Source organism: Streptomyces sp. NPDC001492, from assembly GCF_053597275.1.
In genome coordinates this window covers 40,279-65,510 of the sequence record NZ_JBSFHW010000050.1, presented here as the reverse complement: position 1 = coordinate 65,510, position 25,232 = coordinate 40,279, and the positions used below count along the sequence as shown (strand labels likewise).

At 70.4% G+C, this 25,232-nt stretch carries 23 protein-coding genes and 1 pseudogene; 20 read left to right on the top strand and 4 right to left on the bottom strand.

Annotated elements, in window-relative coordinates; genetic code table 11:
- Positions 1-5: 5 nt before the first annotated feature.
- Both ACWC1K_RS41890 and ACWC1K_RS41885 read left to right on the top strand, forming a co-directional pair.
- A complete protein-coding gene (locus ACWC1K_RS41890; RefSeq protein WP_450838514.1) occupies positions 6-662 on the top strand; it encodes a winged helix-turn-helix domain-containing protein in 657 nt (218 codons plus the stop codon).
- Positions 659-1,972, top strand: a complete 1,314-nt coding sequence (locus ACWC1K_RS41885; protein WP_450838513.1) for an MFS transporter — start codon at positions 659-661, stop codon at positions 1,970-1,972. Before ACWC1K_RS41890 ends, ACWC1K_RS41885 begins: the two co-directional genes overlap by 4 nt.
- 307 nt (positions 1,973-2,279) lie before the next feature.
- On the opposite strand, the pseudogene ACWC1K_RS41880 reads toward ACWC1K_RS41885, so the two are convergent.
- Positions 2,280-2,495 (bottom strand): annotated as a pseudogene (locus tag ACWC1K_RS41880) (IS701 family transposase); the annotation flags it as partial.
- Positions 2,496-2,815: 320 nt separating this feature from the next.
- Between ACWC1K_RS41880 and ACWC1K_RS41875 the strand changes: the two are divergent.
- Both ACWC1K_RS41875 and ACWC1K_RS41870 read left to right on the top strand, forming a co-directional pair.
- The gene (locus tag ACWC1K_RS41875) at positions 2,816-4,099 is read left to right on the top strand and encodes an ankyrin repeat domain-containing protein (RefSeq protein WP_450838511.1); all 1,284 of its coding nucleotides are present in this window, start codon (positions 2,816-2,818) and stop codon (positions 4,097-4,099) included.
- 314 nt (positions 4,100-4,413) lie between these two features.
- Positions 4,414-5,316: an IS256 family transposase gene (locus ACWC1K_RS41870; RefSeq protein ID WP_450838530.1), complete on the top strand. Its 903-nt coding sequence runs from the start codon at positions 4,414-4,416 to the stop codon at positions 5,314-5,316.
- A gap of 102 nt (positions 5,317-5,418) precedes the next feature.
- Here the strand turns inward: ACWC1K_RS41870 and ACWC1K_RS41865 are convergent, their stop codons facing one another.
- Positions 5,419-5,997, bottom strand: a complete 579-nt coding sequence (locus ACWC1K_RS41865) for a dihydrofolate reductase family protein (protein ID WP_450838510.1) — start codon at positions 5,995-5,997, stop codon at positions 5,419-5,421.
- A gap of 190 nt (positions 5,998-6,187) precedes the next feature.
- Between ACWC1K_RS41865 and ACWC1K_RS41860 the strand changes: the two genes are divergently transcribed.
- Positions 6,188-6,505: a hypothetical protein gene (locus tag ACWC1K_RS41860; RefSeq protein WP_450838509.1), complete on the top strand. Its 318-nt coding sequence runs from the start codon at positions 6,188-6,190 to the stop codon at positions 6,503-6,505.
- A gap of 148 nt (positions 6,506-6,653) precedes the next feature.
- Here ACWC1K_RS41860 and ACWC1K_RS41855 read toward each other — a convergent pair whose 3' ends face one another.
- Entirely contained in the window at positions 6,654-7,529 is an 876-nt protein-coding gene (locus tag ACWC1K_RS41855) for a LysR family transcriptional regulator (RefSeq protein WP_450838507.1), read from the bottom strand.
- 122 nt (positions 7,530-7,651) lie between these two features.
- Between ACWC1K_RS41855 and ACWC1K_RS41850 the strand changes: the two genes are divergently transcribed.
- Together ACWC1K_RS41850 and ACWC1K_RS41845 are read left to right on the top strand one after the other, a co-directional pair.
- The gene (locus tag ACWC1K_RS41850) at positions 7,652-8,650 is read left to right on the top strand and encodes an NADP-dependent oxidoreductase (RefSeq protein WP_450838506.1); all 999 of its coding nucleotides are present in this window, start codon (positions 7,652-7,654) and stop codon (positions 8,648-8,650) included.
- Complete coding sequence (locus ACWC1K_RS41845; RefSeq protein WP_450838505.1) at positions 8,647-9,075, top strand: nuclear transport factor 2 family protein; 429 nt, start codon at positions 8,647-8,649, stop codon at positions 9,073-9,075. Before ACWC1K_RS41850 ends, ACWC1K_RS41845 begins: the two co-directional genes overlap by 4 nt.
- Positions 9,076-9,222: 147 nt before the next feature.
- On the opposite strand, the gene ACWC1K_RS41840 is transcribed toward ACWC1K_RS41845, so the two are convergent.
- Entirely contained in the window at positions 9,223-9,525 is a 303-nt protein-coding gene (locus tag ACWC1K_RS41840; protein WP_450838503.1) for a hypothetical protein, read from the bottom strand.
- Between the two features lie 619 nt (positions 9,526-10,144).
- Here ACWC1K_RS41840 and ACWC1K_RS41835 point away from each other — a divergent pair.
- Genes ACWC1K_RS41835 through ACWC1K_RS41775 form a run of 13 tightly spaced genes read left to right on the top strand, consistent with a single transcriptional unit; the run spans position 10,145 to position 25,219 of the window.
- Entirely contained in the window at positions 10,145-12,313 is a 2,169-nt protein-coding gene (locus ACWC1K_RS41835; protein WP_450838501.1) for an AAA family ATPase, read from the top strand.
- Positions 12,314-12,359: 46 nt separating this feature from the next.
- Entirely contained in the window at positions 12,360-13,187 is an 828-nt protein-coding gene (locus ACWC1K_RS41830; protein ID WP_450838499.1) for a Pvc16 family protein, read from the top strand.
- A gap of 23 nt (positions 13,188-13,210) precedes the next feature.
- Positions 13,211-14,359, top strand: a complete 1,149-nt coding sequence (locus tag ACWC1K_RS41825) for a phage tail sheath family protein (RefSeq protein ID WP_450838497.1) — start codon at positions 13,211-13,213, stop codon at positions 14,357-14,359.
- Between the two features lie 10 nt (positions 14,360-14,369).
- Positions 14,370-14,810, top strand: a complete 441-nt coding sequence (locus ACWC1K_RS41820) for a phage tail protein (RefSeq protein ID WP_450838495.1) — start codon at positions 14,370-14,372, stop codon at positions 14,808-14,810.
- Entirely contained in the window at positions 14,807-15,175 is a 369-nt protein-coding gene (locus ACWC1K_RS41815) for a hypothetical protein (RefSeq protein WP_450838493.1), read from the top strand. The genes ACWC1K_RS41820 and ACWC1K_RS41815 overlap by 4 nt, the downstream gene beginning before the upstream one ends.
- An 11-nt stretch (positions 15,176-15,186) precedes the next feature.
- Complete coding sequence (locus ACWC1K_RS41810; protein WP_450838491.1) at positions 15,187-15,324, top strand: DUF6760 family protein; 138 nt, start codon at positions 15,187-15,189, stop codon at positions 15,322-15,324.
- A 50-nt stretch (positions 15,325-15,374) separates the two neighbouring features.
- Complete coding sequence (locus ACWC1K_RS41805) at positions 15,375-16,340, top strand: eCIS core domain-containing protein (RefSeq protein WP_450838489.1); 966 nt, start codon at positions 15,375-15,377, stop codon at positions 16,338-16,340.
- A gap of 1 nt (position 16,341) precedes the next feature.
- Entirely contained in the window at positions 16,342-17,085 is a 744-nt protein-coding gene (locus ACWC1K_RS41800; protein WP_450838487.1) for a CIS tube protein, read from the top strand.
- The gene (locus ACWC1K_RS41795) at positions 17,082-18,767 is read left to right on the top strand and encodes a phage baseplate assembly protein V (RefSeq protein ID WP_450838485.1); all 1,686 of its coding nucleotides are present in this window, start codon (positions 17,082-17,084) and stop codon (positions 18,765-18,767) included. The genes ACWC1K_RS41800 and ACWC1K_RS41795 overlap by 4 nt, the downstream gene beginning before the upstream one ends.
- Positions 18,768-18,801: 34 nt before the next feature.
- Positions 18,802-19,185 carry a GPW/gp25 family protein gene (locus ACWC1K_RS41790; protein WP_450838483.1) on the top strand — a complete coding sequence of 128 codons (384 nt, stop codon included), beginning with the start codon at positions 18,802-18,804 and terminating at the stop codon, positions 19,183-19,185.
- Positions 19,182-21,404 (top strand): putative baseplate assembly protein, encoded by a 2,223-nt coding sequence (locus tag ACWC1K_RS41785; RefSeq protein ID WP_450838481.1) that lies wholly within the window; start codon positions 19,182-19,184, stop codon positions 21,402-21,404. Before ACWC1K_RS41790 ends, ACWC1K_RS41785 begins: the two co-directional genes overlap by 4 nt.
- Positions 21,405-21,414: 10 nt before the next feature.
- The gene (locus ACWC1K_RS41780) at positions 21,415-23,067 is read left to right on the top strand and encodes a hypothetical protein (RefSeq protein ID WP_450838479.1); all 1,653 of its coding nucleotides are present in this window, start codon (positions 21,415-21,417) and stop codon (positions 23,065-23,067) included.
- A gap of 40 nt (positions 23,068-23,107) precedes the next feature.
- Positions 23,108-25,219 (top strand): hypothetical protein, encoded by a 2,112-nt coding sequence (locus tag ACWC1K_RS41775; protein WP_450838477.1) that lies wholly within the window; start codon positions 23,108-23,110, stop codon positions 25,217-25,219.
- The last annotated feature ends 13 nt before the right edge of the window (positions 25,220-25,232 follow it).

Here is a 25,232-nt window from a genome sequence, read left to right as displayed (position 1 = left end):
ACAACATGTCGAGCAGTCAGATGGACAAGCCATCAGGAGCCCCTGCCCGTACGACCCGGCTCACTGACCCCCGCGCTCTGCGCGCCTATACCCATCCCACTCGCATGCGCCTTGTCGGCCTGCTCCGCACCGAAGGCCCCTTCACCGCGACCCGCGCGGCCGAGCTCACAGGCGAATCCGTTGCCAGCTGCTCGTACCACCTGCGGATGCTCGCCAAGTACGGACTGGTCGAGGTCGCACCGGGTGGCCAAGGCCGTGAGAAACCCTGGCGGGCCACCGCTCGCTTCACTGAGTGGCCCAACTACTCCGAAGACCCTGCCGTCGCGGAGGCCAGCAAGGCCCTGGAAACCGCGGTCGCCGAACGCTACTTCGAGCTGATCAACTGCGCTATCGAAGAGCGCCACGATCTGCCCCGCGAGTGGCAGGAAGCCGAGCACATCGGCGATCAAGTGCTCTACCTGACGGCAGAGGAACTCGCTGACCTCGGCGAAAAACTCGACCGTCTATTGCGCCCCTACGAGGACAGGCAGGGCAACCCGGCCGCCCGCCCCAAGGGCGTACGCCTGGTCCAGATCGTCCGGGCCGCCTTCCCCTTGCCCCAACGGCACGCAGGCAACGAGGAGACTTACATCGCTCCGGACAGCACGGGTGACCCGCGATGACGGCCTCGGGCCGCTTATCCGCGGCCGTCCCCGACCTGCTGCGCAAGCGCTCCTTCCGCCGTTACTGGACCGGTCAGAGCATCTCCCTCGTCGGCGACCAGATATCCCAGATCGCCCTCCCTCTCGTCGCCGTCCTCGCCCTCCACGCCGACGCTGCCCAGATGGGCTGGCTTGCCACGGCGCAGCTCATGCCCGCCCTGCTGCTCTCTCTACCCGCTGGTGCATGGGCCGACAGCAGAGCGCACCGCCGCCGCGTCATGATCGCCACAGACCTCGCGCGGGCCCTGCTCATCGCGTCGGTTCCTATCGCGTACGTCCTCGACGCACTCACCTTCACGCAGCTCTACGCGGTCGCCTGGGGCACCGGCACGCTGACCGTCCTCTTCGACGTCTGCAACACCATCCTGTTCGTTTCGCTCATCCCTGCCGAGCGCTATATCGAGGGCAACTCCCTTGTCAACGGCAGCCGCGCCATGTCCTTCGTCGCGGGCCCCAGCGCCGGCGGTCTCCTCGTCCAGTTGTTCACCGCGCCGCTCGCGCTCCTCGCTGACGCGGTGACCTATCTGGCCTCCGCGTGCTGCCTGGCCCGCATCACCCCCCTTGAACCGTCGGCCGTGCCACCCGCGAAAGGACACTTCACCGCGGGCCTGCGGTGGATCCTCCGCTCGCGCGTCATGCGCGCCACGTTCGCCGCTTCTGCCTCGGTTCAGTTCTTCAATTTCATTTTTCACACGCTTTTCGTGCTCTATGCCACTACGGAACTCGGCCTCAGCGCAGGCGCGCTGGGGTCGGTCCTCGGAGGCGGTGCGATCGGCGGGCTGGTCGGTGCCGCCCTCACCGGCCGTCTCGTGCGCCGCATCGGCATCGGGCCCGCCGCCGTCGTCGGCTTCGCGGCCTTCCCAGTCCCGCTGCTGCTCGTACCCCTCGCGGACGGTCCGGACCCACTCGTCCTCAGTCTCCTCTTCCTCGCCGAATTCGGCTCGTGCGTGGGCGCGATGATCGCCGACATCTCGATGGGCTCACTTCAAACGGCCCTCATCCCCCACGCCCTGCGCGCCCGCGTCAACGGGGCCTACCGCACCCTCACCCACGGCGTGCGCCCGCTGGGCGCGCTCGCGGGAGGAGCACTCGGCACGACTATCGGGCTACGCCCGACGCTGTGGATCGCGACGGCCGGGGCCGTGATGTGCCTGGTCTGGGTGCTGCCTTCGCCGGTCCCCCGTATCCGCGAGTTGCCCGACACTCCGCCGGAGCCAGCACACGGCGCACCATTGGCGTCGGCGCCCGCATCCTCGCCCTCGTCCGGCTAGCCTCGCAGAGCGCCGTGCGCTGGACGCGGCCCGGCGGCGCGTTGAACGGTCGTAGCGGGCCTTTCGGAGAGGTGCCTCATCGCAACGGCGAGGTCAGGGGGCTGAGCAATCATTGTGCGGGCCAGTCTTTGCCGCCTCGTCGAATGATCGCCACGTGCTGTGGGCTGCCTTTACCGTCTGCGTCGCGGAGATGCGGGCCGCCTGCCGGTGACGAAGATCGCGGCGGTCGAGACCATCCCGGCACCGGCGAACGAGGCTCCCGCGACGGGCTCTCCCACGTCCGCGTAAGCCAGGCGACGACGACCAGTTCGAGGACGTAGGCGCGGATGTCGTCGCGGACCGCATCCGCGTCCCAGCGGGAGCTTCGCAGTAGCCGCTGAATTGTCCCGGGGCGGGCGTGACCGGCCTGCTCGGCCAGCCGCCAGCAGTTCTTCTGCTCGACACCGGACAGCAGGGCGAGCACAAAGGCGAGGGCCGTCGCCCGCGGCTCCACTCGCTTGAACCGGCCCGCGATCCGGGCCATGGCCTGGTCGGACATCGCACGCCAACGGGCGGCATCTATGCTGTTGTCCGCAGCCACAGCATGATCGTCAGGAGTCCACACGAACCCTTGATGATCACGCGGTGGCCGCTCGGATCTACTGGGTGTGACAGGCTGCTTCAGCCAGGGGGGTCCGCGCAGAACGAGGCTCTGGATCATCCGCCCTGCGACATGCCGTCAGCGGCCCGACGCCCGGATGTTCAGTCCCTGGCTCCGGCCCGGGGACGGCGTGATGGACTCGGCCGACGATGTCTCTCACGGCTGCGGCTGCGTGGCGATCGAGACCAACAGGGGGGTTGGGGATGGGCGAGGATCCACTCATCAGGGCGGTGCGGAGCGGGGACGAGAACGCGGTCAGAATACTGCTCGAGGACGGGGCGGATCCCGACGCCTTCGACGAGAAGGGCACCCCCGCACTCTGCCTGGCCCTCTCAGCGTTCAACTCGACGATCGCCAGCTACCTGGTGGAAGGCGGCGCGGATCCAGACCGCCGGCTGCCCGACGGGACCACTCCTCTCCTGCGGGCCGTCGACAGCGGTTCCATCGGTCTCGTCTTCGGCCTGCTCGGTGACGCGGCGGTGATCAGCGAGGCCACTCGCGCGGGACTGCTGGCACGTGGCCGGCAGTGGCACGAGATGGGCCCGGTCGCCATGCTCCGGGAGCGGACCGGCACCTCGGACGAGGTCGAGCGGGTTCGCATCCGGGACAGGGAGTGGTTCACCGAGTACCACGAGCTCCGGCTCGGCGGAATGACCGTCCGCGACGGTCACACAGGGATCCTCACCCTCCTCGAGAAACACTTCGGACTGCACCTGGGCTTTGACGAATTGGCGGCTCGCGCGTGCGCACTCGAGTACCCGGAACGGGGGCACGCCGTCTGGTCGGAGATCATCAGAACCCTTGCCGGGAGACAGGACGAGGAGACCTGGGAGGCTGCGGCGGTACTGCGGGCCCATCCCGATCCCCTGCATCGCCGCTTCGGCGCGGAGGTCCTGGTCTGCTTCCACCTCGAGGCTGAGCTGACGAACCTCCCGAGTCCGTTCGAACAGCGCACGCTCGAGCTCCTCCTCGACTGGGCAAAGGAGGAGGCACACCCCGACGTCCTGGCCGAGACCCTGGCCGGCCTGGGCCACCATGAGGACCCGAGGATCGAGCCACTGGGGCTCTCCTTCCTTGCCCACGCTGCTCCACAGGTCCGTGTTGCGGTGCCTTCGACCCTGAAAATCGTGAACTCGGAGAGGTCTGGGCGGAAGACGTTCACCTCCGAGGGGCTGAACGCCCTGCTTGCACTGGCCCGGGACACCGACTCCGCCGTTCGCCAAGTCGCCGGCTACGGGCTCGCGTACAGCCTGAATCCGGAACCCGCCGTCGGGGACACCCTGGCCGATCTGCTCGATGACCAGGACCAGCAGACCCGGATATGGGCCGTCTACGGATTGGCCGAGCGGGACGATCCGCGCTGTATCGATGGCGCAGACCGGGTGGGACCCGTCGACGAGTACGAGTCGTGGTCCTGGATACTCCGTGCGCCCTCACGGTACGAGCAGCGCCAAAGGCAGCGGGAAGCTCCGGCCACGACCGAGTAGCGAATACTCGCCTCTGCATCCCATCGTGTGCCGGCTGTGGACATCAGGGCCGGTTCTGTATGACGCACCCGGTACATGATGTGACTGGCCACCTATTCGCGACGCCTCCGCACCGGACTTCAGCTGACGCGGTGAGCACCACAGTTGGCATGAAGGGCCCCTTCCGGAAGTTCTCCGGGCTTTGCGGTAATCCGCTTGAACGACGGACGGGTGGACGTGGCAGGCTTACGCGGTGATTGTCGAGCTGGCCCCCGTTTTCTGACCTGGGACGATGTGGATCCCGCGCTTCATTTTTCGACAGCGCGTCGGCGCCCATCAACGGCTCCTCCCTGATCGACGAGATCGTCCGGGTGGGCGCACGAAGGATGCCGGCCGCCGCGTTGGAAGCCGAAGTAAACGCATACATAGCCGAGTTGGCCGACCAGCGGGACGAGCACGGCCGACGGCTCGTGGTGCGCAACGGCTACCACCAGCCCAGGAAGGTCACCACCGCGGCCGGCGTGGTGGGGATGAAGGCGCCGCGGGCGAACGACAAACGCGTCGACGAGGAGGCGCGCGCGGACGGCGGCAAGGAACTGGTCGCGCTCAAGGACGGCTACCGCGAGTCGGGCGAGTCCTGGGCGGACCTGCTGCGCGACTGCGCCCGCCGGGGGATGCGCGCCCCCATCCTGACGGTCGGCGACGGAGCTCTCGGCTTCTGGAAGGCCCTGGCCGAGGTCTTCCCCGCCTCCCCACATCAGAGGTGCTGGGTTCACAAAACGGCTAACGTGCTCAACGCCCTGCCGAAGTCGGCCCATCCCGGCGCCCGTCAGGCGCTTCAGGACATCTACAACGCCGAGGACCGCGACCACGCCGAGACGGCGATCAAAACGTTCGCCCAGCTCTACGGCGCGAAGTTCCCCCAGGCGGTCAAGAAGATCACCGACGACCAGGAGGAGCTGCTGGCGTTCTTGGAGTTTCCGGCCGAGCACTGGATCCACCTGCGGACCACGAACCCCATCGAGTCGATCTTCTCCACCGTCCGGCTACGGACCAAGGTCACCCGCGGGGCCGGCTCCCGTGCCGCCGCCCTGGCCATGGCCTTCAAGCTCGTCGAGTCCGCCCAGCAGCGGTGGCGGGCGGTGAACGCACCCCACATGGTCGCTCTGGTCGGGGCCGGAGCCCGCTTCGAACGCGGCCAGCTCGTCGAACGCCCCGACGAATCAGGAGGTGCCTAGCAAGCCGCGTGACCAAGGCGGCCCTGCCACCAGTCGGTTGCCGGTCCTAGGGAACTTCCGGGTCAGGTCCGGCTGCTTGGAGGGGTGGGTGCATGGGTGGACTCAGACATGCAGGGTAGGCCGGTAGATGAGCTCTTGGGTGTGGCCATCGAGCGTCCGGCTCTCAATCAGCTCGAGTTCGAAGTCGGCCGCACCCTGGAAGACTGGGTCTACGCCGGTCTGGCCGTTGATCACGGGGAAGAGCGTCACCTGGACGCGGTCGACCAGACCGGCGGCGAGCAGCGCACGGTTCAGCGAAAGGCTGCCGTGCGAGCGCAACGGCACTTCGGATTCCTCCCTGAGCCGGGCGACGATGTCGACAGGGTCTCCGCTCACGACGGTCGCGTCCGGCCAGTCGAGGGGTTCTTTCAGCGTGGTTGACACCACCGTTGCCGGCAGGTTTCTCATCCGGGTGACCCAGGGGTCACTCAGCTCGGACTCCTCGATGCCCGAGGCCAGCATCTGGGTGTGCGCACGATACGTGTTGGCCCCGAAGACCATCCGCTGCTCCTGGTCGTACAAGGCGAGGCGTCGCTCAAGGAACTCGGGACCTTGCTTGCCCCAGTAGCCGCCCCAGTTGCCGATGTGGGCGCCGTAGCCGTCGAGGGTGGAAAAAACGTCGAAAGTGTAGGTAGCGGTCACGTTGCTCTCCTCGAGTGCGGCTGATCAGGTTCAAGAGACAGACCGCGAACGACGCCGAAACTCATCGGCGCTGGACTTTTGGAGCCCGGCCGCCCCCGGACACGGCCCCAGGGCTTGACCGCGGCCAGAACGGTGGCGTGGTCGGCGACGCGGCGTGGGAAGAAGAGCGCAGCACACCGATCCACAGGTCTTGACTATTCCTCGCAGCCGGCTGCCCATCGACGTGATCACCACCCACTACCTCAATGCCGACTACAGCGTGCTGCTCAACGTCGCCTTCCCGCCCCCCGGGCACGCCGCCCTCACGGCCGACACCCGCCGCGCCCGCCAGACCCCCGAGCGCTTCCTTGAACTGGCCCTGCGCCGAGCCCTGGCCGAGCATGCCGAGCAGGAGACTGACCGCCTCGACCGCGCGCTGCGCCAACTGCTGGCCCACACCGGCCCCGCCCACCTGCTGGCCGCCGTCGGGCACGCACTCACCCGGATCCCTGAGAGGCCCACCCCGTGAACCCCACAGACGAACAAACCGCAGCCGCCGACGCCTTCCACGCCAGCCACCACCTCGCTCTGCAGGCCGGCGCCGGCACCGGCCCATAGCGCCGGTGACCGGCCGGGCTCGCAGTATCCACCAAACCAAGCGGGTCGGCTGTTCTCGGTCAGGATGGCGGGGCGGTCAGGACGGCCTTGGCCGCCAGCCGGAGATTCCTGATCATCGGATTCGGGTCGCCCTTGCGGCTGACCAGGACGACCGGGCTGGGGGGAGCGTCCTCGATGGGGATGGTGACGAGGTCGGGACGCAGTGAGCTGCGCCGATCGCCGACCGGAAGCACGGCGATCGCCCTGCCGCTCGCGACGAGTTCGAGTTTGTCCTCGTAGCTCTCGATCGGCGGCACGCCGGCCCCGAGGATCCGGTAGGACGTCCAGTCCGCGGTCTCGAACGCGCACGGGGCCGCCTCCTCGCCGGCCAGTTCTTCCGCGGTCACCGACGCGCGGTCGGCCCAGGGATGGCCGAGCGGGACCACGAGCATCCGGGGCTCCTCGTACAGCGGGGTGGTGAACACATCGTCGGCGACGAGCGGCAGCGGGGTCCGCGCGATCAGGGCGTCGACGCGCTTGTCGGACAGTGCCCCGACGTCGCGGCAGTTCAGATGCCGGGTGGCGATCTCAGCGCCCGGGTGACGGTGCCGCAGTTCCCGCACGGCGGCCGTGATCACCAGGTCTTCGACGTAGCCGATGGTGATTCGTTCGGTCTGGGCTTGTTCCCGCACGGCCAGCTCGGCCTGGCGGGCGGCCTGCAGCAGGGCTTGGGCCCGGGGGAGGAATGTCTGGCCGGCCGGAGTGAGCCGGGTGCCCTGGGGGGTGCGGTCCAGCAGTCGTGTGCCGAGATATTTCTCGAGTCGTTGGATCTGGCGGCTCAGCGCCGGCTGGGCGACGTGCAGGTCGGCTGCGGCCCGGCCGAAGTGCTGGTGTGCCGCCACCACGGTGAAGTAGCGCACGAGCCGCAGTTCCAGGTCCTGTCCGAGATCATTCACCCTTGCAGGGTACGCGTCATGCCGTTTCGGAATGATCAGGTTGCCGAACCGGTCTTGGACGGCCATGTTGTCCCGGGCTTTGACTGAAGGAGCAATGTTTCCCCGAGAAAGCGACAGGCGCGATGAAGGCGATCCAGTTCCACGAAGCGGGCGGGCCGGAAGTTCTGCGGTACGACGAGGTGCCGGTTCCCGAGATCGGTCCGGGCGAGGTGCTCGTGCGGGTGCACGCGGCGGGCATCAACCCGCCGGACTGGTACCTGCGTGAGGGGATGAAGGTCATGCCGGCCGAGATGAGGCCGGTGCTGGAGTTCCCCCTCATCCCCGGAACGGACATGTCGGGCGTGGTCGAGGCGGTCGCTCCGGGCGTGCGGGGGTTCGCCGTCGGTGACCAGGTCTTCGGCATGCTGCGGTTCCCCGGATTCGACGGACGGACGTACGCCGAGTACGTGGCCGCGCCGGCTTCTGACCTGGCTCACAAGCCGGCCGGTATCGACCACGTTGAGGCGGCCGGGGTGCCGATGGCCCTGCTGACGGCCTGGCAGTACCTGGTTGATCTCGGCCACGACGTGCCGTCACCCTTCACCGGCCAGGTGCACCAGCCGGTGCCGATCACGCCAGGGATGACCGTGCTGGTCAACGGGGCCGCCGGTGGAGTGGGTCACTTCGCGGTGCAATTGGCGAAATGGAGGGGCGCACACGTCATCGCGGTGGCCTCAAGCCGGCACGAGCAGTTCCTGCGCAAGCTCGGCGCCGATGAGTTCATCGACTACACCACGACGCAGGCCGCGGACGTGGTCAGCGGCGTCGACCTGGTGATCGACACCGTCGGTGGCCCGGACAGCGCACGCTTCCTGAGCGTGCTCAAGCGCGGCGGCACGATGCTTCCGGTGTTCTTCGCCCAGTACGACCCGGAAGAGACGGCGCGTCTGGACATCACCGTCTCGAACATTCAGGTGCGTTCCAACGGCCCCCAGCTCGCCGAGATCGGGCGCCTGTTCGACGAGGGCACGCTCCAGGTCGGGGTGGACAGCACCTACCCGCTGTCCGAAGCGGTCAGCGCACACACGCGAGCCGCGCAGGGCCACATCCAAGGCAAGATCGTGCTGACGGTGGCCTCGTGACCGCCGAACTCCAGCAGGCGGTGGCGAGCTACGCCCACGCCCTGGACGAGCTGAATGTGCCCGAGCTGGAAGCGGTCCTGACCGAGGACACCACCTGGACCTTCACGATGCCCGGACAGGGGATGCTCGGCCCGGTCGCCGGACGCGCGGCGGTGCTCGACTTCATCCGTGACGGGCACACGGCCCAGACCGGAAGGGTGCGGCATCACCTGGGCAACGTCGTGGTCACGACGACGGACGCCGCCACCGCCGAGGTGCGGGCCACTCTGCTGCAGACGAGGAACACCGGCGAGAGCATCCAGATGATCTCGACCGGGCTCTACACGTTCAGCCTGCGACGGTCCGACGGTAGGTGGCGGATCGCCGAGCTCGCCCTGACGCTGGACAACGCCTTACGGCTTGGATCAGCGGGATCAGCTGGGTGACGTCGTTGCGGATGCCGCCGGTCTTTGATCACGAAGGGCCGACGGCCCGGGCGCCGCGGCAGTTACCCCAAAGCGGCGCGGCACGCTGCGGTCGCACCCGAGGTGCCCCATGCCTGGCATGGGGCACCTCGGGAGTGCGGTGGGCGATTACCAGATGGTGGCCCACCCGGGCGCGCACTTGTCGAAGACCAGGCGGCCCTGCCCTGTCTTGTGGCCCAGGCATTCCTGAACCTGGATGTCGCGGACCGATGAGGCGAAGTTGTAGCCGTCGGAGCCGAGTTGCTTGGAGCTGCCGGTCACATCGCGCTCGTAGCGGTGGCCTCCGTCGGCGCAGGTGGCCCAGATCTGCAGGACGGCCAGCTTGTGGTCGGACTGGTTGGTGTCCCACAGCTTGCCGGTCAGCTGCACGCGGCCGTCCCCGCGCTTGTAGATGCTCCCGGAAGCGACCATGCGACGGAACAGCGCGCTGACTCCCTGGACTGAGCCGCGCCGGCGCACTGCACTGGCTGTGGACAGCCACGAGTAGCCGGGCCACCATTGACGATCGCGGTGATCACACGCGGCGGGCCAGAACCAAGAACCTTTTCGCGGCCGGGCCCCTGCTTCCTCTGGATGGGCACTCCCTGTGCGGATGGACCGATCGCCAGGTCCTGCCACGCCAGGATCAGTCCGTCGTCTGCGGCAAGATCACTCTCCGTCGCCCTCGCCCGGCCCGGCGGTGTACGCCTCCTTCGCCAGGTTGGCCGGCGCGTCCCACATCTGTGCTTCCTCGGAAGCCCCTCCGTTCACCGAACCCGATCACCGCACCCTGTCACGCGGGTCGGGGCAGTGTCAGCGGGATGATCGGCCGGTACCCCAAGGCGTTCCGGCACCTTCGAGACCAGCCGTTCCCTATCTGACAACTACTGACTGAAAACATCCGGAAGATGATGATTCAAGGTGACAAGACGGGTGTAGCAGAAAGAATCACTGCATGCCTGCAACAGAGCTCTTGACGGCTTTCACCCGGCTTTTCTAGGCTTCGTCTGCCCTGGGGGGCATACGGCTGGGCGCGTGAGGGGGGCGGCTCATGCTGGACGCGACCCGTGTTGCCGCGGTGCACGAACTCGCAGGGCTGCTCGCGTTCCGTCGCCTCGACCTTTTGCTCGCCACCGGCGTGGCCGCGGCCGGGCAACGCTATGGGCCCGATGCCGGAACAGACTCCTTCAGAGGCCTGTACCTGAGCGACGATCAGGTGCGCCGCAGTCTGCTCACGCCCGCGGCCCTTCCGTTGGCGGCCGACGCGGGCTCGCCCCCGCACCCACTGCCGAGTTGGCCGGAGATCGAGGCGGACAACCCTCGTTGGAGGTGGTTACGCCGCCGCTACGACCTCGGCCCCAGCGAACTCGACACCGTGCTCGTGGCCCTCGGCCCCGATGTCGATCGCCGCTACGAGCAGCTGTACGGCTATCTGCAGGACGACGTCTCCGCGCGCCGCCCCACCGTGAACCTCGCCCTCGACCTGCTCACCACCTCGCCTGCCGAACGGCTGCGCATGCTCGGCGTGTTCGCCGCCGACGCTCCGCTGCTGCGACACCGGCTGGTCACGCTGCTCAGCGACCCGCGGGCACTCGCCCCACCGTTGATCGCTCGCGTGCTCGCTGTCGACGAGCAGATCGTCGCCGCTCTGCTCGGGGTGGACGGTCTGGACCACAGGCTCGCCCCCTGGTGCGAAGTCATCGCGCCGGCGGCGCGCGAGGACGCGGACGCGGCGGACGACGGTGGGGAGACCGGGGCCCGTACGGCATCGCTGGCGGCCGTGGTGCGCCAGGCGTGGGCCGCCCGCCGCCCGTTGCGCCTGTGCTTCCACGGCCCCGGCGGTACCGGCCGGAAGCCGACCGCACGAGCCGTCGCGACGCAGTCGGACCGGCCGCTGCTCGTGGTGGACGTGCCCACGATGGCCCGGGATGCCGCCGCCGTCGACGAGCGCCTGCACTTGGCTCTGCGGGAAGCCGAGTTGCGCGACGCGCTGGTCTATCTGGACGGTGCCGACACCTTGCCGGCGGCGGACGGGACAGGGCCTCGGCGTCTCGCCGCGGCGCTCGCCGGGCACCGGGGTGTGATCCTCTTGGGCACGACCGAGCCCTGGGCCCCGCTCACCCACCATCCCCTCGGTGTGCTGAACATCGCCTTCACCCGGCCGTCGGCGCCGGAGCGGCTCCTGGTGTGGCGTCAGGCGTTGGCCACCGCCGGGGGAGTGGCGTCGGCGCAAGACGTGTCCGCCATCGCCGACCGGTTCCGGCTGTCGCCCGGACAGATCCGGGACGCCGCGCTCACCGCGACCGCCGCCGCCCGGCTGCGGGGCTCCGGCCGGGACGACCATCCCGAGCTGAGCGCCGCACAACTCTCCGCCGCGGCCCGCCAGGAACGGGGACACGACCTCGGCGCGTTGGCGCGCCGGGTCCGGCTCGTGCATCGCTGGGAAGACCTGGTGCTGCCGGACGACGTGCTGCGCCAGTTGCACGAACTCACCCTGCGGGTGCGGTACCGCACCCGGGTGCTGGACGAGTGGGGCTTTGGCCCCAAACTCTCCGGCGGCAAGGGAGTGACCGCGCTGTTCGCCGGCCCGCCCGGCACCGGCAAGACGATGGCCGCCTCCGTGATCGCCGCCGACCTCGGTCTCGACCTGTTCGCGGTCGACCTGTCCAGGGTGGTCAGCAAGTACGTGGGAGAGACGGAGAAGAACCTCGCCCGGGTCTTCGACGCCGCCGCGGACAGCGACGCCGTCCTCTTCTTCGACGAGGCGGACGCCTTGTTCGGCAAGCGGGCCGAGGTGCGCGACGCCCACGACCGCTACGCCAACCTCGAGACGGCCTACCTGCTGCAGCGCATGGAGCAGTACGAGGGCCTCGCCGTGCTGGCGACGAACCTGCGCCACCACCTCGACCAGGCGTTCACCCGGCGACTGCACATCGTGGCCGACTTCCCGTTCCCCGACGTACCGGAACGGCTGCGGATCTGGCGGACCTGTCTGCCCCCGCAGACGCCGACGGCACCGGACGTCGACCTCGCCGAGCTGGCCCGGTACCGCCTCGCGGGCGGCAGCATCAGGAACGTCGTCCTCGGTGCGGCATTTCTGGCCGCGGCCGAGGGCGTGCCGGTCGGCCGGCGGCATTTCGTCGACTCCTCCCGGCGCGAGCATCACAAGATGGGCAAGGTGGCCGCCGACCTCGAGCCGCCACCCCCGCCCGACCCCTGATCCGATCCGCACGGGCCTGTTCGACAACCGAGAAGGGGGACGCGCGGTGTTCGACGATCTCGATGCCAGCCTGGCCGCAGTGCTCGCCGACGCCGGCGCGCCCGCCGAGGTGCGCACGGCCGACGTCAGCTTCGCAGTGCCGGACAAGGACTTCACCCCCGGCCAGGTCACCTTGAACCTGTTCCTGCACGAGGTGCAGGAGAACCGCGCGCTGCGCGACGACACACCGCTGCGGCGACCCCTTCCCGGCGGAGCCTGGGAGAGCCGGCGCCCACCGCTGCGGATGGACTGCACCTACCTGATCACCGCCTGGTCCGCCATGACCGGCGGGCACCGGGTCACCGAGGAACACCGACTGCTCGGCCGTTCCCTGCTGTGGCTGTCCCGCTTCGCGGTCGTCCCGGACAGCTTTCTGCGGGGCGCGCTCAAGAACCCGCCGCAGCCCTACCCCCTCGCCACCAGCATCGCCCAGACCCGGGAAGGCCCGTCACTGGGCGAGTTCTGGAGCGCACTCGGCGTCGCGCCGAGACCCGCGTACACGCTCACCGCGACCATCGCCCTGCAACCGTTCACCGAAACCGAGACCTTCCCCGCCGTCGAGGCGGTCGAACTGCGCACCGGGCTGCTCAACGACCCGCAGCTGCGCGGGCGGGTGCTCGACCCCACCCTGGCGGCCGTGCCGGGGGCGAGCGTCCGCCTGGTCGAGGCGTCCCGCACCGTCACCAGCGGTTCCGCGGGCGGCTTCGGCTTCACGGATGTCCCGTTCGGCACCTACACGCTGACGGTCCGGTCCGCCGGGCGCCCCGACGTCACGTCGACGGTGGTCTACGCGCAGGACACGCAAGTGCACGACGTCATCCTGAGCGGGCCCTGACCCGCCATCGCCGAGGAGAGAGCATGGTCGACTACGAGACCAAGGCGCCGGGCGTCTACATAGAGGAGCAACCGGCGGCCGGGCCGATCGCCGGAGCGGGAACGGGCACGGCGGCGATGATCGGCACCCCGGTGGCGTCGGTCTCCAATGCGGCCCTCGGCATCCCCGTCGTGATCACCAACTGGACCGACTACGTCACCCAGTTCGGCGGCTTCAAGACCAACTCGCCCCTGCCCTACGCGGTGCGCGGCTTCTTCGACAACGGCGGTGCGAAGGCCTACGTCGTCCCGGTCAAGGACATCAAGGACGCCACCGGCATGGCCGCGGCCCTGGAACAGCTCACCAGGGTCCGGGAGGTGAACCTGGTGTGCGCCCCGGGCCTGGTCGACGCCGGGGTGCAGAGCAGCCTGCTCACCCACTGCGAGACCATGGCCAACCGGTTCGCCATCCTCGACGGCGCCACCGACACCACCCCGCTCAAGGCCGACGGGGCGCTGCTGACCCAGCGGGGCGGACTGCTGTCGAAGGGCGGCTGGGGCGGGCTGTACTGGCCGTGGATCGTCGTCGACGATCCGGCGCCCACGCCGCCGGGCACCACGCTCGTGCCCCCGTCCGGGCACATCGCCGGGATCATGGCCCGGGTCGACGGTGCCGTCGGCGTGCACAAGGCGCCGGCGAACGAGGTGGTACGCGGCGCCCGCAACCTGTCGTACACGCTCAACGACACCGAGCAGGGCACGCTCAACCACGCCGGAGTCAACGCGATCCGGCTCTTCCCCGGACGGCCCCCCACGCTCTGGGGCGCCCGCACCCTCACCGACGGCACCGCCTGGCGGTACGTCAATGTGCGGCGCCTGGTCGCCTACGTCGAGGAATCGCTGCTGCAGGGGCTGCGCTGGGCGGTGTTCAGCCCCAACACGACCGGGTTGTGGAAGACGCTGGAGCGGACCGTCTCCGAGTTCCTCGTCCGGATCTGGAAGGCGGGCGCGCTGTTCGGTCGTACCGCCCAGGACGCCTTCTACGTCCGGATCGACGAGGAGCTGAATCCCGCCGCGGTACGCAACGCCGGCCAGGTGATCATCGAAATCGGGCTGGCCCCGGTGCGGCCCGCCGAGTTCATCGTCGTCCGGCTCGGACTGTGGGACGGCGGATCCCAGGCGACGGAGAGTTGAGGAGAAGCCGATGACCCAGACAGGACAGCTGGTCGACCCGTTCCGGAACTTCAACTTCCTTGTCGAGATCGACGGGATCGCCCAGGTCGGCTTCAGCGAGTGCAGCGGCCTCGGCTCGACCACCGAGGTGATCGAGTACCGCGAGGGCGGCGACAACACCACCGTGCACAAACTGCCGGGCAAGACGAGTTACGGGGACATCACCCTTAAATGGGGGGTCACCGACAACCTGGTCCTGTGGAACTGGCGGCAGCAGGTCATCGACGGCCACATGGTGCGCAAGAGCGGCGCGCTCATCCTGTTCGACCTCGCGGGGAGCACCGAGGTCGCCCGGTGGAACTTCGTCCGGGCCTGGCCCACCAAGTGCGAACTGCCCTCGTTCAGCGCCAAGGGCAACGACATCGCGATCGAGACCCTGGTGCTCGCTCACGAAGGGCTGACCCGGGCGTGAACACCTTCGTCACCGAGATCGAGTTCGAACTGCCCAAGGGGTACGTCGACTCCACCGGCACGGTGCACCGCACGGGCGTGATGCGGCTGGCCACCGCGGCGGACGAGATCTACCCGCTCAAGGATCCGCGGGTGCGCAACCTGCCCGCCTACCTGATCGTGCTGCTGCTCGCCCGCGTCGTGATCAAACTCGGCAGTCTCCCTGAGGTCCATGCCGGGGTGATCGAGGGCCTGTTCTCCGAGGACCTGGCCTACCTCCAGGACCTCTACAACCGGATCAACGGTCTGACACCGGCCACCCTGGCGGTCACCTGCGCGCACTGCGGTGCCGAACACACCGTGGAGGTACCGCCGTTGGGGGGATAGCCGGCTACCCCGTGGACCGGGTTCACCACGAGGTCGCCTTCCTGGGACGGCATGTCCACTGGACCCTCGAAGAACTGCTCGGCCTTGACCACGCCGAACGCCTGCGCTGGGTCGGGGAGATCTCCGCCCAGCTCACCGGCGAGACGTGACCACCCGGCCGAGCCGACGACGGCCGACGAGAGCGCAGGGGAGGACCACCGTGAACGACCAAGGCACCGCCGAGGAGCGACCGCCACCCGACGAGGAACGGCCCACGTTGGGCCAGTTGCTCGACGCCCGGGCACGTCACCGTGCCCGGACCGTGCAAGCCCATCTGGCCTGGGCCCGGCCCCTGGCGGCCGTGATGCGCAAGGCGGAACAGCTGGGCGGCGTCGTCGGGGACCGGTTCGACCGGTTCGAAGGACGTCCTTTCGCCTATCCCGGCGCGAGCGCCCCCACCGCCGCGGCCCTCGTGCGACGCCCGCCCACGGCACCCCGCCACGTTGACATCGGGGAAGTCACGACGGGCGAGCACCCACGCGGCACAGATGCCACCGCCTCCTGGAAGTCCCCTTCCCGCCAAGGGAGTTCGCAGCCGGCCTCGGTGGACGGCGCCGGTGCCGACGCCGAGCTGCGCGAGCTGCCGCCCTCGACGCGCTACCGGCTGCGGCAGGAGGTCGGTGCGGCGGCGGACGCCCTGCGGGTGCACGACGGTCCGCACGCCGATGCGCTGGCCCGGGCCGCCGACGCCGACGCGGTGGCGGTCGGCCGGGAGGTCCACCTGCGCCAGGGCCGTTACGCCCCGCACCGGCAGGACGGGCTGGCCCTGCTCGCCCACGAGGCCACCCACGTCGCCGCCGTTCTGGAGCCAGGACACGCCTGGCGCCGAGCCGTCGGTGACGACGCCGAGGAAACAACGGCCCGGACCATCGAGGCCCGGCTGCTCGGTGGCACGTCGCACCCCCCGTCCCGGCCCTCGGCCCCCGCCCCGCCCGGCCGCTCCCTCACGCCCTCCGCCGCGCCGCCCGCGGACACCTCGGCTGCGACGCCCGCTCCCAGAGCCGCGCACACCGACCGGGACCTCACCGCGAGCCCGGCCGAGCCGGTGGACCTGGACGCACTGCGGCGCAGCGTGCTGGCCGACGTGATGCGACAGATCAGGACCGAGTCCGAACGGGGAGGATGACATGGCCGATCCCGGAGTCGTCCGGACGACGGCGGTGCCGCGCGTGCGCACGCACGAACCGGCCAAGGCGACCATCGTCAACACGTTCACCCGCGAGTCGTTCGGTGTGATGTACAACCCCGACGAGCTCAAGCTGGAGCAGGGCAACACCTTCGCCGAGGTGGGCGTCCCGGGCCTGGGCACCCCGCCGGTGCAGTACGTCCGCGGCAAGGCACGCACCTTGTCCATGGAGCTGTTCTTCGACACCTACGAGGAAGGCATCGACGTACGGCGGCTGACCTCTCCCGTGGTCGCCCTGCTCGACAAGGACCCCCGCGAACAGGCCCCGCCCGTCCTGCTGTTCTCCCTGGGCCGGCTGCAGTTCCGGTGCGTGCTGGTCGAGGCCGGACAGCGGTTCACGATGTTCCTGCAGGACGGAACTCCCGTGCGCAGCACCCTGACGGTGAGATTCCAGGAGTACGTGCGCGTCGAGGTCGACGTCCGCCAGGGCCTGTTCTTCGGCTCCCCGACGGTGTCCGCTGCCGTCAACGCCGTCGGCACGGTGATCGGCGTCGGCACCACCCTGCATGTCACCACGGCGGGCGACACCCTCTCCGGCCTCGCCGGTGCCTACCTGGGCGACCCCGGACTGTGGCGGGAGATCGCCCGCGCCAACCGGATCGACGACCCGCTGAACCTGCCGCCTGGCCAGACCCTCGTCATCCCGCCCCGCACCGGCGCCGGCCGGACGGGAGACGCGCGATGACCGAGCCCTTCTACGCACCCCGGTTCGAGGTCCTGATGTCCGGGGTCACCCTCGCCGCCGACCTCACCGAGCAGGTCGTCGGCCTCACCGTGGAGACCGACCTGGACCTGGCCGGCACCTTCTCCCTGGTGCTGCGCAACGGCGACAACCGACTCCTCGACTCCGCGCTGCTGGACATCGGCAAGAGCGTGGAGATCCACCTCGGCTACGGGCACGACCTGCACCCCGCGTTCCTCGGTGAGATCGCCTCCGTCGAGCCGAGCTTTCCGCAGGACGGACCCCCGACGATCCAGATCACCGGGTACGACAAGTCCTTCAAGCTGCGCCGCAACCAACCCGAGCCGACCACGTACCGCCTGACCACACCGAGCCTCATCGCGGCGCGGATCGCCGCGCTGAACGGACTGGTCCCGGTCGTCGACCCGACCCCCGACCTGCCGGAGGCCCTGACCCGGACCGAGAGCGACTTCGCCTTCCTCAAGTCGCTGGCCGCCCCGCACGCCTTCGACGTCTTCGTGGAATGGGACCGGCTGCACTTCCAGTTCCCGCGGCCCCGGTTCGCGGCGCAGGTCCTGGAGTGGGGACGGAACCTGTCCAGCTTCAACGCCCGCATCTCCGCCGCCGGGCTGGCCGGGCTGCAAGTGGTGCGCGGCTACAACCAGGAGCTCGCACAGAGCGTCTACGCCGCCGCCCTCGCCATGGACGTCAGCACCGAAAACCTCGTGGAACGGCTCGGCAGCAGCGCCATGGACCTGCTCACCACACTGGTGCGGGAAGGCGTGCGCGACCACAAGGTGACCAACCCGCTGAACGCGCTGGAGGTCGCGAAGTCGGTGCTGATCGACCTGATGGAGGGGATGTACGAGGGCCAGGGGTCCTGCGTCGGACTTCCCGAGCTGACCGCCGGCAAGTACGTCGAGATCCGCGGCGTCGGCAAGCGCTTCTCCGGAACGTACCGGGCCCGCAAGGTCACCCACCGCATCGACTCCGGCGGCTTCCGCACCGACTTCTCCATCACCCAGCGCGGCCAGACCAGCCTGCTCGGGCTGCTGCGCAAACACGCCGTACAGGTCCCGGCGCCGGACCGGGCCGAGAAGTTCTACGGCGTCAAGGTCGGCGTGGTGGACAGCAACAACGAGCTGGCCGGCGCGGCCGTACCACTGGGACGGGTGAAGGTGAGATTCCCCGATCTGTCGGACTCCGTCGAGAGCACCTGGGCCCCCTGCGCCCAGGCCGCGGCCGGTGACGGCAGCGGCTTCTACTGGCTGCCCCAGGAGGGCGACCAAGTGCTGGTCGCCTTCCGCGACGGCGACTTCTCGCAGCCGTACGTGGTCGGCAGCCTGTGGAACGCCGCGAAGCGGCCACCGGCGAGCAACCTCGACGGCGGCAACAGCCTGCGCGTCCTGCGCACGCCCGCCGGGCACACGATCACCTTCGACGACTCACCGCAGAGCCGGTCGTTGACCGTCCAGGACGCCGGCGGCAGCTCCGTCGTCCTGGACTCCCGGACCGGCAAGATCACCGTGCACAGCGCCGGGAACCTCGAGATCGGCGCCACGGGCGCCGTGTCGCTTTCGGCCGGCACGAACATCACCCTGTCGGCCAAGGGCGAGATCCACCTCGAGGCCGCGGCGGGGACCACGAAGGTGGCCATGACGGCGACCTCGGTGGACGTCACATGAACGGGCGGCGCTAGCGGCGACGGAGGGGGCCACGGTGAACGAAGCGGCGTACGGGCGGGGGCTGACGCATCCCTTCCGGCTCGGTGTGATGGGACTCAGCCAGTCCGAAGGAGTCCCCAAGGTCGAGGAGTCGATCCGGATCATCCTCGGCACCCAGCACGGCCAGCGGGTCATGCGGCCCTCCTTCGGATGCGACCTCGCCTCGCTGGCGTTCGCACCGAACAACGCGACGACGGCGAACCTGGCCCGGTACTACGTCGCCGACGGACTGGCCCGCTGGGAACCGCGGATCGAGGTGCTGGACGTCGGCGTCGACAACGGAGACGCCCAGCTGATCATCACGATCACCTACCGGCTCCGGGCCACCCAGGACGTGCACAACCTCGTCTACCCCTTCTACCTGGAGCCCGCGCCATGACGTTCGACGCGCAGCGGGGCCGCATCCTCCCGCCGAACCTCGACGACCGGACCTGGCAGGACCTGGTCGAACAGATGCGGGCGCTGATCCCGAAGTACGCCCCGGAATGGACCGACCACAACCCCAGCGACCTCGGCATCACCCTGATCGAGCTGTTCGCGTGGCTGACCGAGGGCGTCATCTACCGCCTCAACCAGGTCCCGGACAAGAACTACCTCGCCTTCCTGAACCTGCTCGGCGTCACCCGGGACCCGCCCACGCCCGCGCACACCCACCTCACCTTCACCACCGGCGCCGGGCCCCTGGACGTACCGGCCGGGGCGCAGGCCTCGACACCGGCCGGCGAGGGCCGCACCCCGGTCGTCTTCGAGACCGACGAGCCGGTGCGGGTCCTGCCGGTCAAGCTCGACACCGCCCTGCTGATCGGACCGTTCGACACCGGAGCGGCATCGGCCGGCTACCGCGACGTGAGCACGGAACTCGTCGGCCCGCCGGCCGCGAAGACGCTGCTGCAACTGCCGGCCGGGCAGAGCGTGCAGCTGTGCCTCGGATTCGACGCGGCCGCCGCGGAGGCGGTCCGGCTCGGCGTCCGGCTGTATCTGCCGCTGCCGCCCGGGGCGACCGTCAGCTGGGTCTACTCCACCGGCAGCACCGAGCCGATCGCCTGGCCGTCCCCGGCGGCGGGACAGCTGTCCGACGGCACGCTGGACCGGCCCCCCGACGGCAGCAAGGGCCGCCCGCTCGCCCAGGACGGCTCCGTCGTACTCACGCCCCCGGCCGACTGGACCGCGCAACGGCCGGCACCCGCACCCGGCGGTCCCGCCTCCCCGACCTGGTCCGCCGTCAAGCCGCTCTCCGCCAAGGACGCGCACACCGACCCGCGGTTCTGGCTGGGCCTGCGGCTGGCCAATCCCGGCACCTCCCAGACGGCCGTCGGGATCGACCGCCTGCTGTTCAACGCCGCTCACGCCTCCACCGCCCTCACCCTGCGCGTGCCGGAGACGCTCGGCACCAGCGACGGCACCCCCCTGCAGTCCCTGCCGCTGCACCATCGCCCGCTGCACCGGCGCCCGGACCTGCGCGCCCCCTACGGCGATCTGCTGGTCGAGGTCGGCACCGGCACCCCGCCGGTCTGGCAGGCCTGGACAGCGGTGGCCGACCTGCCCGCCGGCGCGGGGAACGTCTACCGGTTCGACCCCGTCGTCGGCGAGATCTTCTTCGGCAACCACGACCCGCAGAGCCAGCAGGGCAGCGGTTCGATCCCGCCGGCCGGCGCCCTGATCCGGGCCGTGTACCGGTACGTGGCGAGCGGCGCCGCCGGCAACGTGGCCGCCGGGCAGGTCGTCCAGCTCGGTACGACACGTCGGGGCGGCCCCCTCACCGGCCTGACCGACGTCACCAACCTCGCACCCGCGGCGGACGGCGCCGACGAGGAGCCGATCGAGGACACCCTGCGCCGGGCGCCCCGCGAGCTGAAGACCCGCGACCGGGCGGTCACCGGCGAGGACTACGAAGTGCTCGCCGGCGAGCCCAACAAGAACGTCAAAGTGGTCGCCTGTCTGCCACCGCGCTCCCAGGCCCTGGACAACCCGCCGGCCTGGAAGGCCGGGGACCCCTGGACCTTCGCCGGAATCATCCGGGCACCCGGCACCGCCAACGTCGTCATCGTCCCCGACCAGGGCGACGGCGTCCCACGGCCGGAACCGACCCCCGAACTCCTCGACCAGGTGCGCAGCCACCTCGACCAGCGGCGCGACATCGGCGTCCAGCTGCAAGTGATCGGGCCCCGCTACCTGCCCATCATGGTCCAGGCCGAGGTGGTGATCTGGCAGCAGGCCGCCGCCGCGGGCGCCACCCTGTCCGACGTCCGCGACGACACCCTCGCCCGGATCGCCGCGTTCCTGCACCCCACACGCGGCGGACCGGACGGCACCGGCTGGCGGGTCGGCCAGAACGTCTACACCTCCGACCTGTTCCGGGCCGTCATGCCCGCGCCCGACCTCGGCTACCTCTCCACCCTCCAGGTCAGGCCGGACACCCCCGCCTACCACTACCCGCCTCTCCGGCCCGACGGCACGGACGCCAACTACAACCCGAATCTGGAGCGGCCGTTCGCGCTGTCCGGCTTCGGCGCCTCGGTACGTCTGGCCGACTACGAACTGGTCTGCGCCGCCGTGCCCGGCAAGCAGGTCGTCACCCCGAAGATCTCGGACAGCTGAGGGAGGCGACGTGGACCAGAGTTCCTACCTGCGCCACCTGCCACCGGTTCTGTGGCAGGACGTCCCGCCCGACCAGGGCCCGCCGCCCGGCGTCCGGCTCGGCGAGTGGCTGCGGATCGTGGAGAAGGTGCTCACCGGCATCGACGACGGTATCGAGCTGCCGCACGACCATCACACCCACCCGGCCGTCACCGATGCCATCGCCGGCCTCCACCGCCTCCTCGACCCGTGGAAGACCCGGGAGGAGATGCTGCCGTGGCTGGCCTCGTGGGTGGCCCTGGAGCTGCCGACGCTGCGCGGGAAGCCGCTGTGGGACGAGTACCAGCGGCGCCGGGTGACCGCCGGGATCGCCGCCACCTACCGGCGGCGCGGCCTCAAGGCCGGCCTGCTCGCGCACCTCGGGCTGCACACCCTGGGACCGGCCCGGCCACGGGTCGCCGTCGACGACGGCAGCCGCGTGCTGGTGTGCACACCGCGGCCGGACCGCGTCGCCCCGATCAGCGTGCTGGTCGGTCAGGGCCCGGTGCTGCGCGGACAGACCGTCGTCACCGAGGGACTGATCCGCCCCTGGTGCATCGCCCGCGCCGGCGACGGGGAGTTGCTCATCGGCGACGCCGGACTGCCCTCGGCGGTGGTACTGCCACCGTTGCGCAGCCGGGTGTGGCAGGTAACCCGTTCGGGTGCCTACCACTTCGCCGGAGCCCCGCCCAAGCCGCGGCCGGTCACCCCGGACACCCAGCTCAACGCGGTGATCGCGGTCGCCGTCCGGCCGACCCGAGGCGCCCAGCCGGAAACCCTGTACATCCTCGACCGGCGCGGCACCCTGCTCAGCGTCCCCGCCCCCTTCGACGCCGCCACCGCCACCACGGTGACCGCACTGCCGCTGGGCGCGAACCAGTTCACCCCGATCGCCATGGCGGTGGACGTCAACGGCGACCTCCTGGTCCTCGACCGCGGCGACGGTCCGGGCACGCAGAACCCGCCGAAGATCGTCACGGTCGCCCCGAACCCGCTCACCGTCACCCGGCGCAACCTCGGCACCGTCGTCGAACCGCTGTCGCTGCTGGTCCGGCCCGACGGTTCCCTGGTGATCGGCGACGGGCGCGAACAGGACAACCCGGGCCCGGCGCAACGCTCCGGCAACCTCGTGGTCGTCGACCGCGCCGACCCCGCGGCCTGGAGGGAGTCCTTGCTGCTTCCGCCGGCCAACCCGCTCGTGGCCCCCACCGGGATCGTCCGATCCCACGACGGCAGCCTCTACGTCCTCGACGCCGGCCTGAAGCCGTTCCGGCCGTCCGGCGACCCGTTCGTGCGGGCCGTCTGTGAGCCGGCGGCCGTCTACCGGGTCGACCCGCTCGCCGGCACGCCGGACGCGGTCCGCATCAGCGAGGCGGGACACATGGTGTTCCCCACCGCCATGATCGCCGACGGGGACCGCCTGATCATCTGCGACCCCGGCCAGCCGGAGTCCGCCGGGGTCGCCCCCATCTGGCCCCGGCTGCGGCCGTTCCGGTTCGACGTCGTCGTCCACTTCCTCGAGGACGGGCTGCCCGCCGGTTCCGCCCGCGAGCGGATGGAGAACCAGGTCATCGCCACCATCCGCAGCGTCGTCGAGGACAACCGGCCGGCCCACACCGAGTGGGGCCGGATCACCGCGGTCTAGGTCACCGGCCTGACCGGTGCGAGAAGGAGAGGGGGACGGTATGCCGGTACGGCGCACGTACTACGGGAACCTGGCGAGCGGTCAGGTCATCACGGGCAGCACTCAGCACGGCGAGAGCCTCACCGACATCGAGGGATACGCCCTGCCCCTGCAACAGGCCCGGCTGAGCGCACTGCTGGCCCCCGGTGTCGCCGACGGTCTGCAGGTCGGCGCGACGCTCGGGCAGCCCGGTCTCACGGTCGGCGTCGGCGTGGCCGTGGACGGGCGGGGGCGCAGCGCCGTCCTCGCCGTCGACGGTGCCGCCGTCGCCGACCAGTCCCTGCCCGGCGACCAGCTGAGAAACGTACCGACCGTGCCCGTCACCGCGAACGGGGCCCAGTTGCCCACGGACGGCATCGACGGTATCCAGGTGCTGTCGATCGTCGCCCGCGAGGTGCTCGTCACCGGCAGCCTCGGGCAGAACCCGGAACTCGTGCACGCCCCCTGGCTGCGCCTGGAACCTGCCTCGGCCTGGACCGGCGACAACCAGAGCGTGCCGCTGGCCACCGTCACCCTCGACCCGGCCGGCGCGGTGACCGCCCTGACCGCGGACCGCCGGCTGATCGCCACTCCGGTCGGCACGCCCGCCACCCGCTTCCCGACCGCGTCCCCGGGCCCGTCCCCGGTGATCGGCCAGGCCACCGGCAGCGGACTGCGTGCGCTCGCCGACGGCGGACTCCACCTGTTGCGGAAGGCCCCGGACGGCACGGTCGCCGCGGCGCTGACCGTCGATCCGGCCACCGGAGACATCGGGCTGCCGGCGCGCCTCGCGGTCGGCACCACCGCCCCGGCCTCCGCGGTCACCCTGCACGTCGAGGGGGCCGAGGTGCACAGCGGCGGGCAGGGGGCCGGATTCTCGTTCATGGACCGGCACGTGCCCGGCTTCGTCGGTGCCCCGACCGACGGGCAGCGCTGGGTCTGGTACGCCCAGGACGGCAGCGCACGCCTGTGGTCCGGGCACGACCAGCTGACCGTCGGGAGCCCCGGGGACGGCGGCGGCCTCGACGTGCCCCGCCGGATGCGGGTCCGGCAGGGCCCGGACGCCTCGGCCGGGATCTGGCTGCGGCAGAACGGCTCCGGCGACGCCGCCTTCCTCGGCATGCGCGACGACACCCACGTCGGGATGTGGGGCACGCGGGCCGGCTGGGCGCTGGTGATGGACGTCGGGACCGGGCGGACCGCCACCACGGGCCCCCTCGACGTCGGCGCCGGCGCCCGTGCCGACCTCCACGTCAGCGGGAGCACGGTGATCGGGGCGGGCGGCAACGGCGACCTGACGGTGCGCCACGTCAACGGCAAGGCGGTGGGCCACGACGGCGACGACGACCTGTACCTCAACTCCGGGACCGGTCGCACGGTCCACATAGGCGGCCAGGCACCCGCACCGCTGGCCGTGCACGGGACGGCCTTAGTCGAGGGCGACCTGCGTGCTTCCGGCGGGATCACCATGGCGCCGTTCGGAACGCTGCAAGGCGAGGGACGCCTCCACATCAGCGGCGGAGAGACCCTCTACCTCCTCAACCACGACGGCGTCGTGATCAGCACCGCGTGGGGCGGGAACGGTCAACTTCGGGTCGAGGGGCACCAGATGAGCATCGGCAGTACGCCACCGATAGCGACCTGGTCCAGCGGCGGACTGCTCACCGTGGACGTCTTCGCCAGCGGTGCGCTCTACGTCGGAGGCAACTTCGAGAACCCCAGCTGCGCCTTCTACGCCGACGGCACCAAGCACTTCGTCATCGACCATCCCCTGGACCCCGAGAACAAGTCGCTGCACCACGTGTGCGTCGAGGGCCCGGAGGCCGCCGTGTACTACCGGGGATCCGCGCGGCTGACCGGCGGAAGCACCGACGTCGAACTACCGCCGTACTTCGAGGCGTTGGCCCGGGTCGACGGCCGCACGGTCATGCTCACCCCGGTCTGTGACGGCGACGGGCCGATCAGCGTGCTGGCCGCCTCACCCGTGCGCGGCGGCCGGTTCACCGTCCGGGCCGCGGACGACCGCAATGCCGCCCAGCGCTTCTGCTGGGAGGTCAAGGCGGTGCGGGCCGACGTCGAGTTGCTCGCCGTGGAGACGGCCAAGGCCGGCCGGGAGACGAGCGCCGTGGGCTGACCGGACCGGACAT

Bases quoted from the DNA above. Each gene is read 5' to 3' on its own strand.
- ACWC1K_RS41875 (WP_450838511.1), top strand. From the start codon at position 2,816: ATGGGCGAGGATCCACTCATCAGGGCGGTGCGGAGCGGGGACGAGAAC.
- ACWC1K_RS41840 (WP_450838503.1), bottom strand. From the start codon at position 9,525: ATGGTCGCTTCCGGGAGCATCTACAAGCGCGGGGACGGCCGCGTGCAG.
- ACWC1K_RS41785 (WP_450838481.1), top strand. From the start codon at position 19,182: ATGACGTTCGACGCGCAGCGGGGCCGCATCCTCCCGCCGAACCTCGAC.
- ACWC1K_RS41825 (WP_450838497.1), top strand. From the start codon at position 13,211: ATGGTCGACTACGAGACCAAGGCGCCGGGCGTCTACATAGAGGAGCAA.
- ACWC1K_RS41890 (WP_450838514.1), top strand. From the start codon at position 6: ATGTCGAGCAGTCAGATGGACAAGCCATCAGGAGCCCCTGCCCGTACG.
- ACWC1K_RS41850 (WP_450838506.1), top strand. From the start codon at position 7,652: ATGAAGGCGATCCAGTTCCACGAAGCGGGCGGGCCGGAAGTTCTGCGG.
- ACWC1K_RS41885 (WP_450838513.1), top strand. From the start codon at position 659: ATGACGGCCTCGGGCCGCTTATCCGCGGCCGTCCCCGACCTGCTGCGC.
- ACWC1K_RS41835 (WP_450838501.1), top strand. From the start codon at position 10,145: ATGCTGGACGCGACCCGTGTTGCCGCGGTGCACGAACTCGCAGGGCTG.
- ACWC1K_RS41775 (WP_450838477.1), top strand. From the start codon at position 23,108: ATGCCGGTACGGCGCACGTACTACGGGAACCTGGCGAGCGGTCAGGTC.
- ACWC1K_RS41820 (WP_450838495.1), top strand. From the start codon at position 14,370: ATGACCCAGACAGGACAGCTGGTCGACCCGTTCCGGAACTTCAACTTC.
- ACWC1K_RS41800 (WP_450838487.1), top strand. From the start codon at position 16,342: ATGGCCGATCCCGGAGTCGTCCGGACGACGGCGGTGCCGCGCGTGCGC.
- ACWC1K_RS41795 (WP_450838485.1), top strand. From the start codon at position 17,082: ATGACCGAGCCCTTCTACGCACCCCGGTTCGAGGTCCTGATGTCCGGG.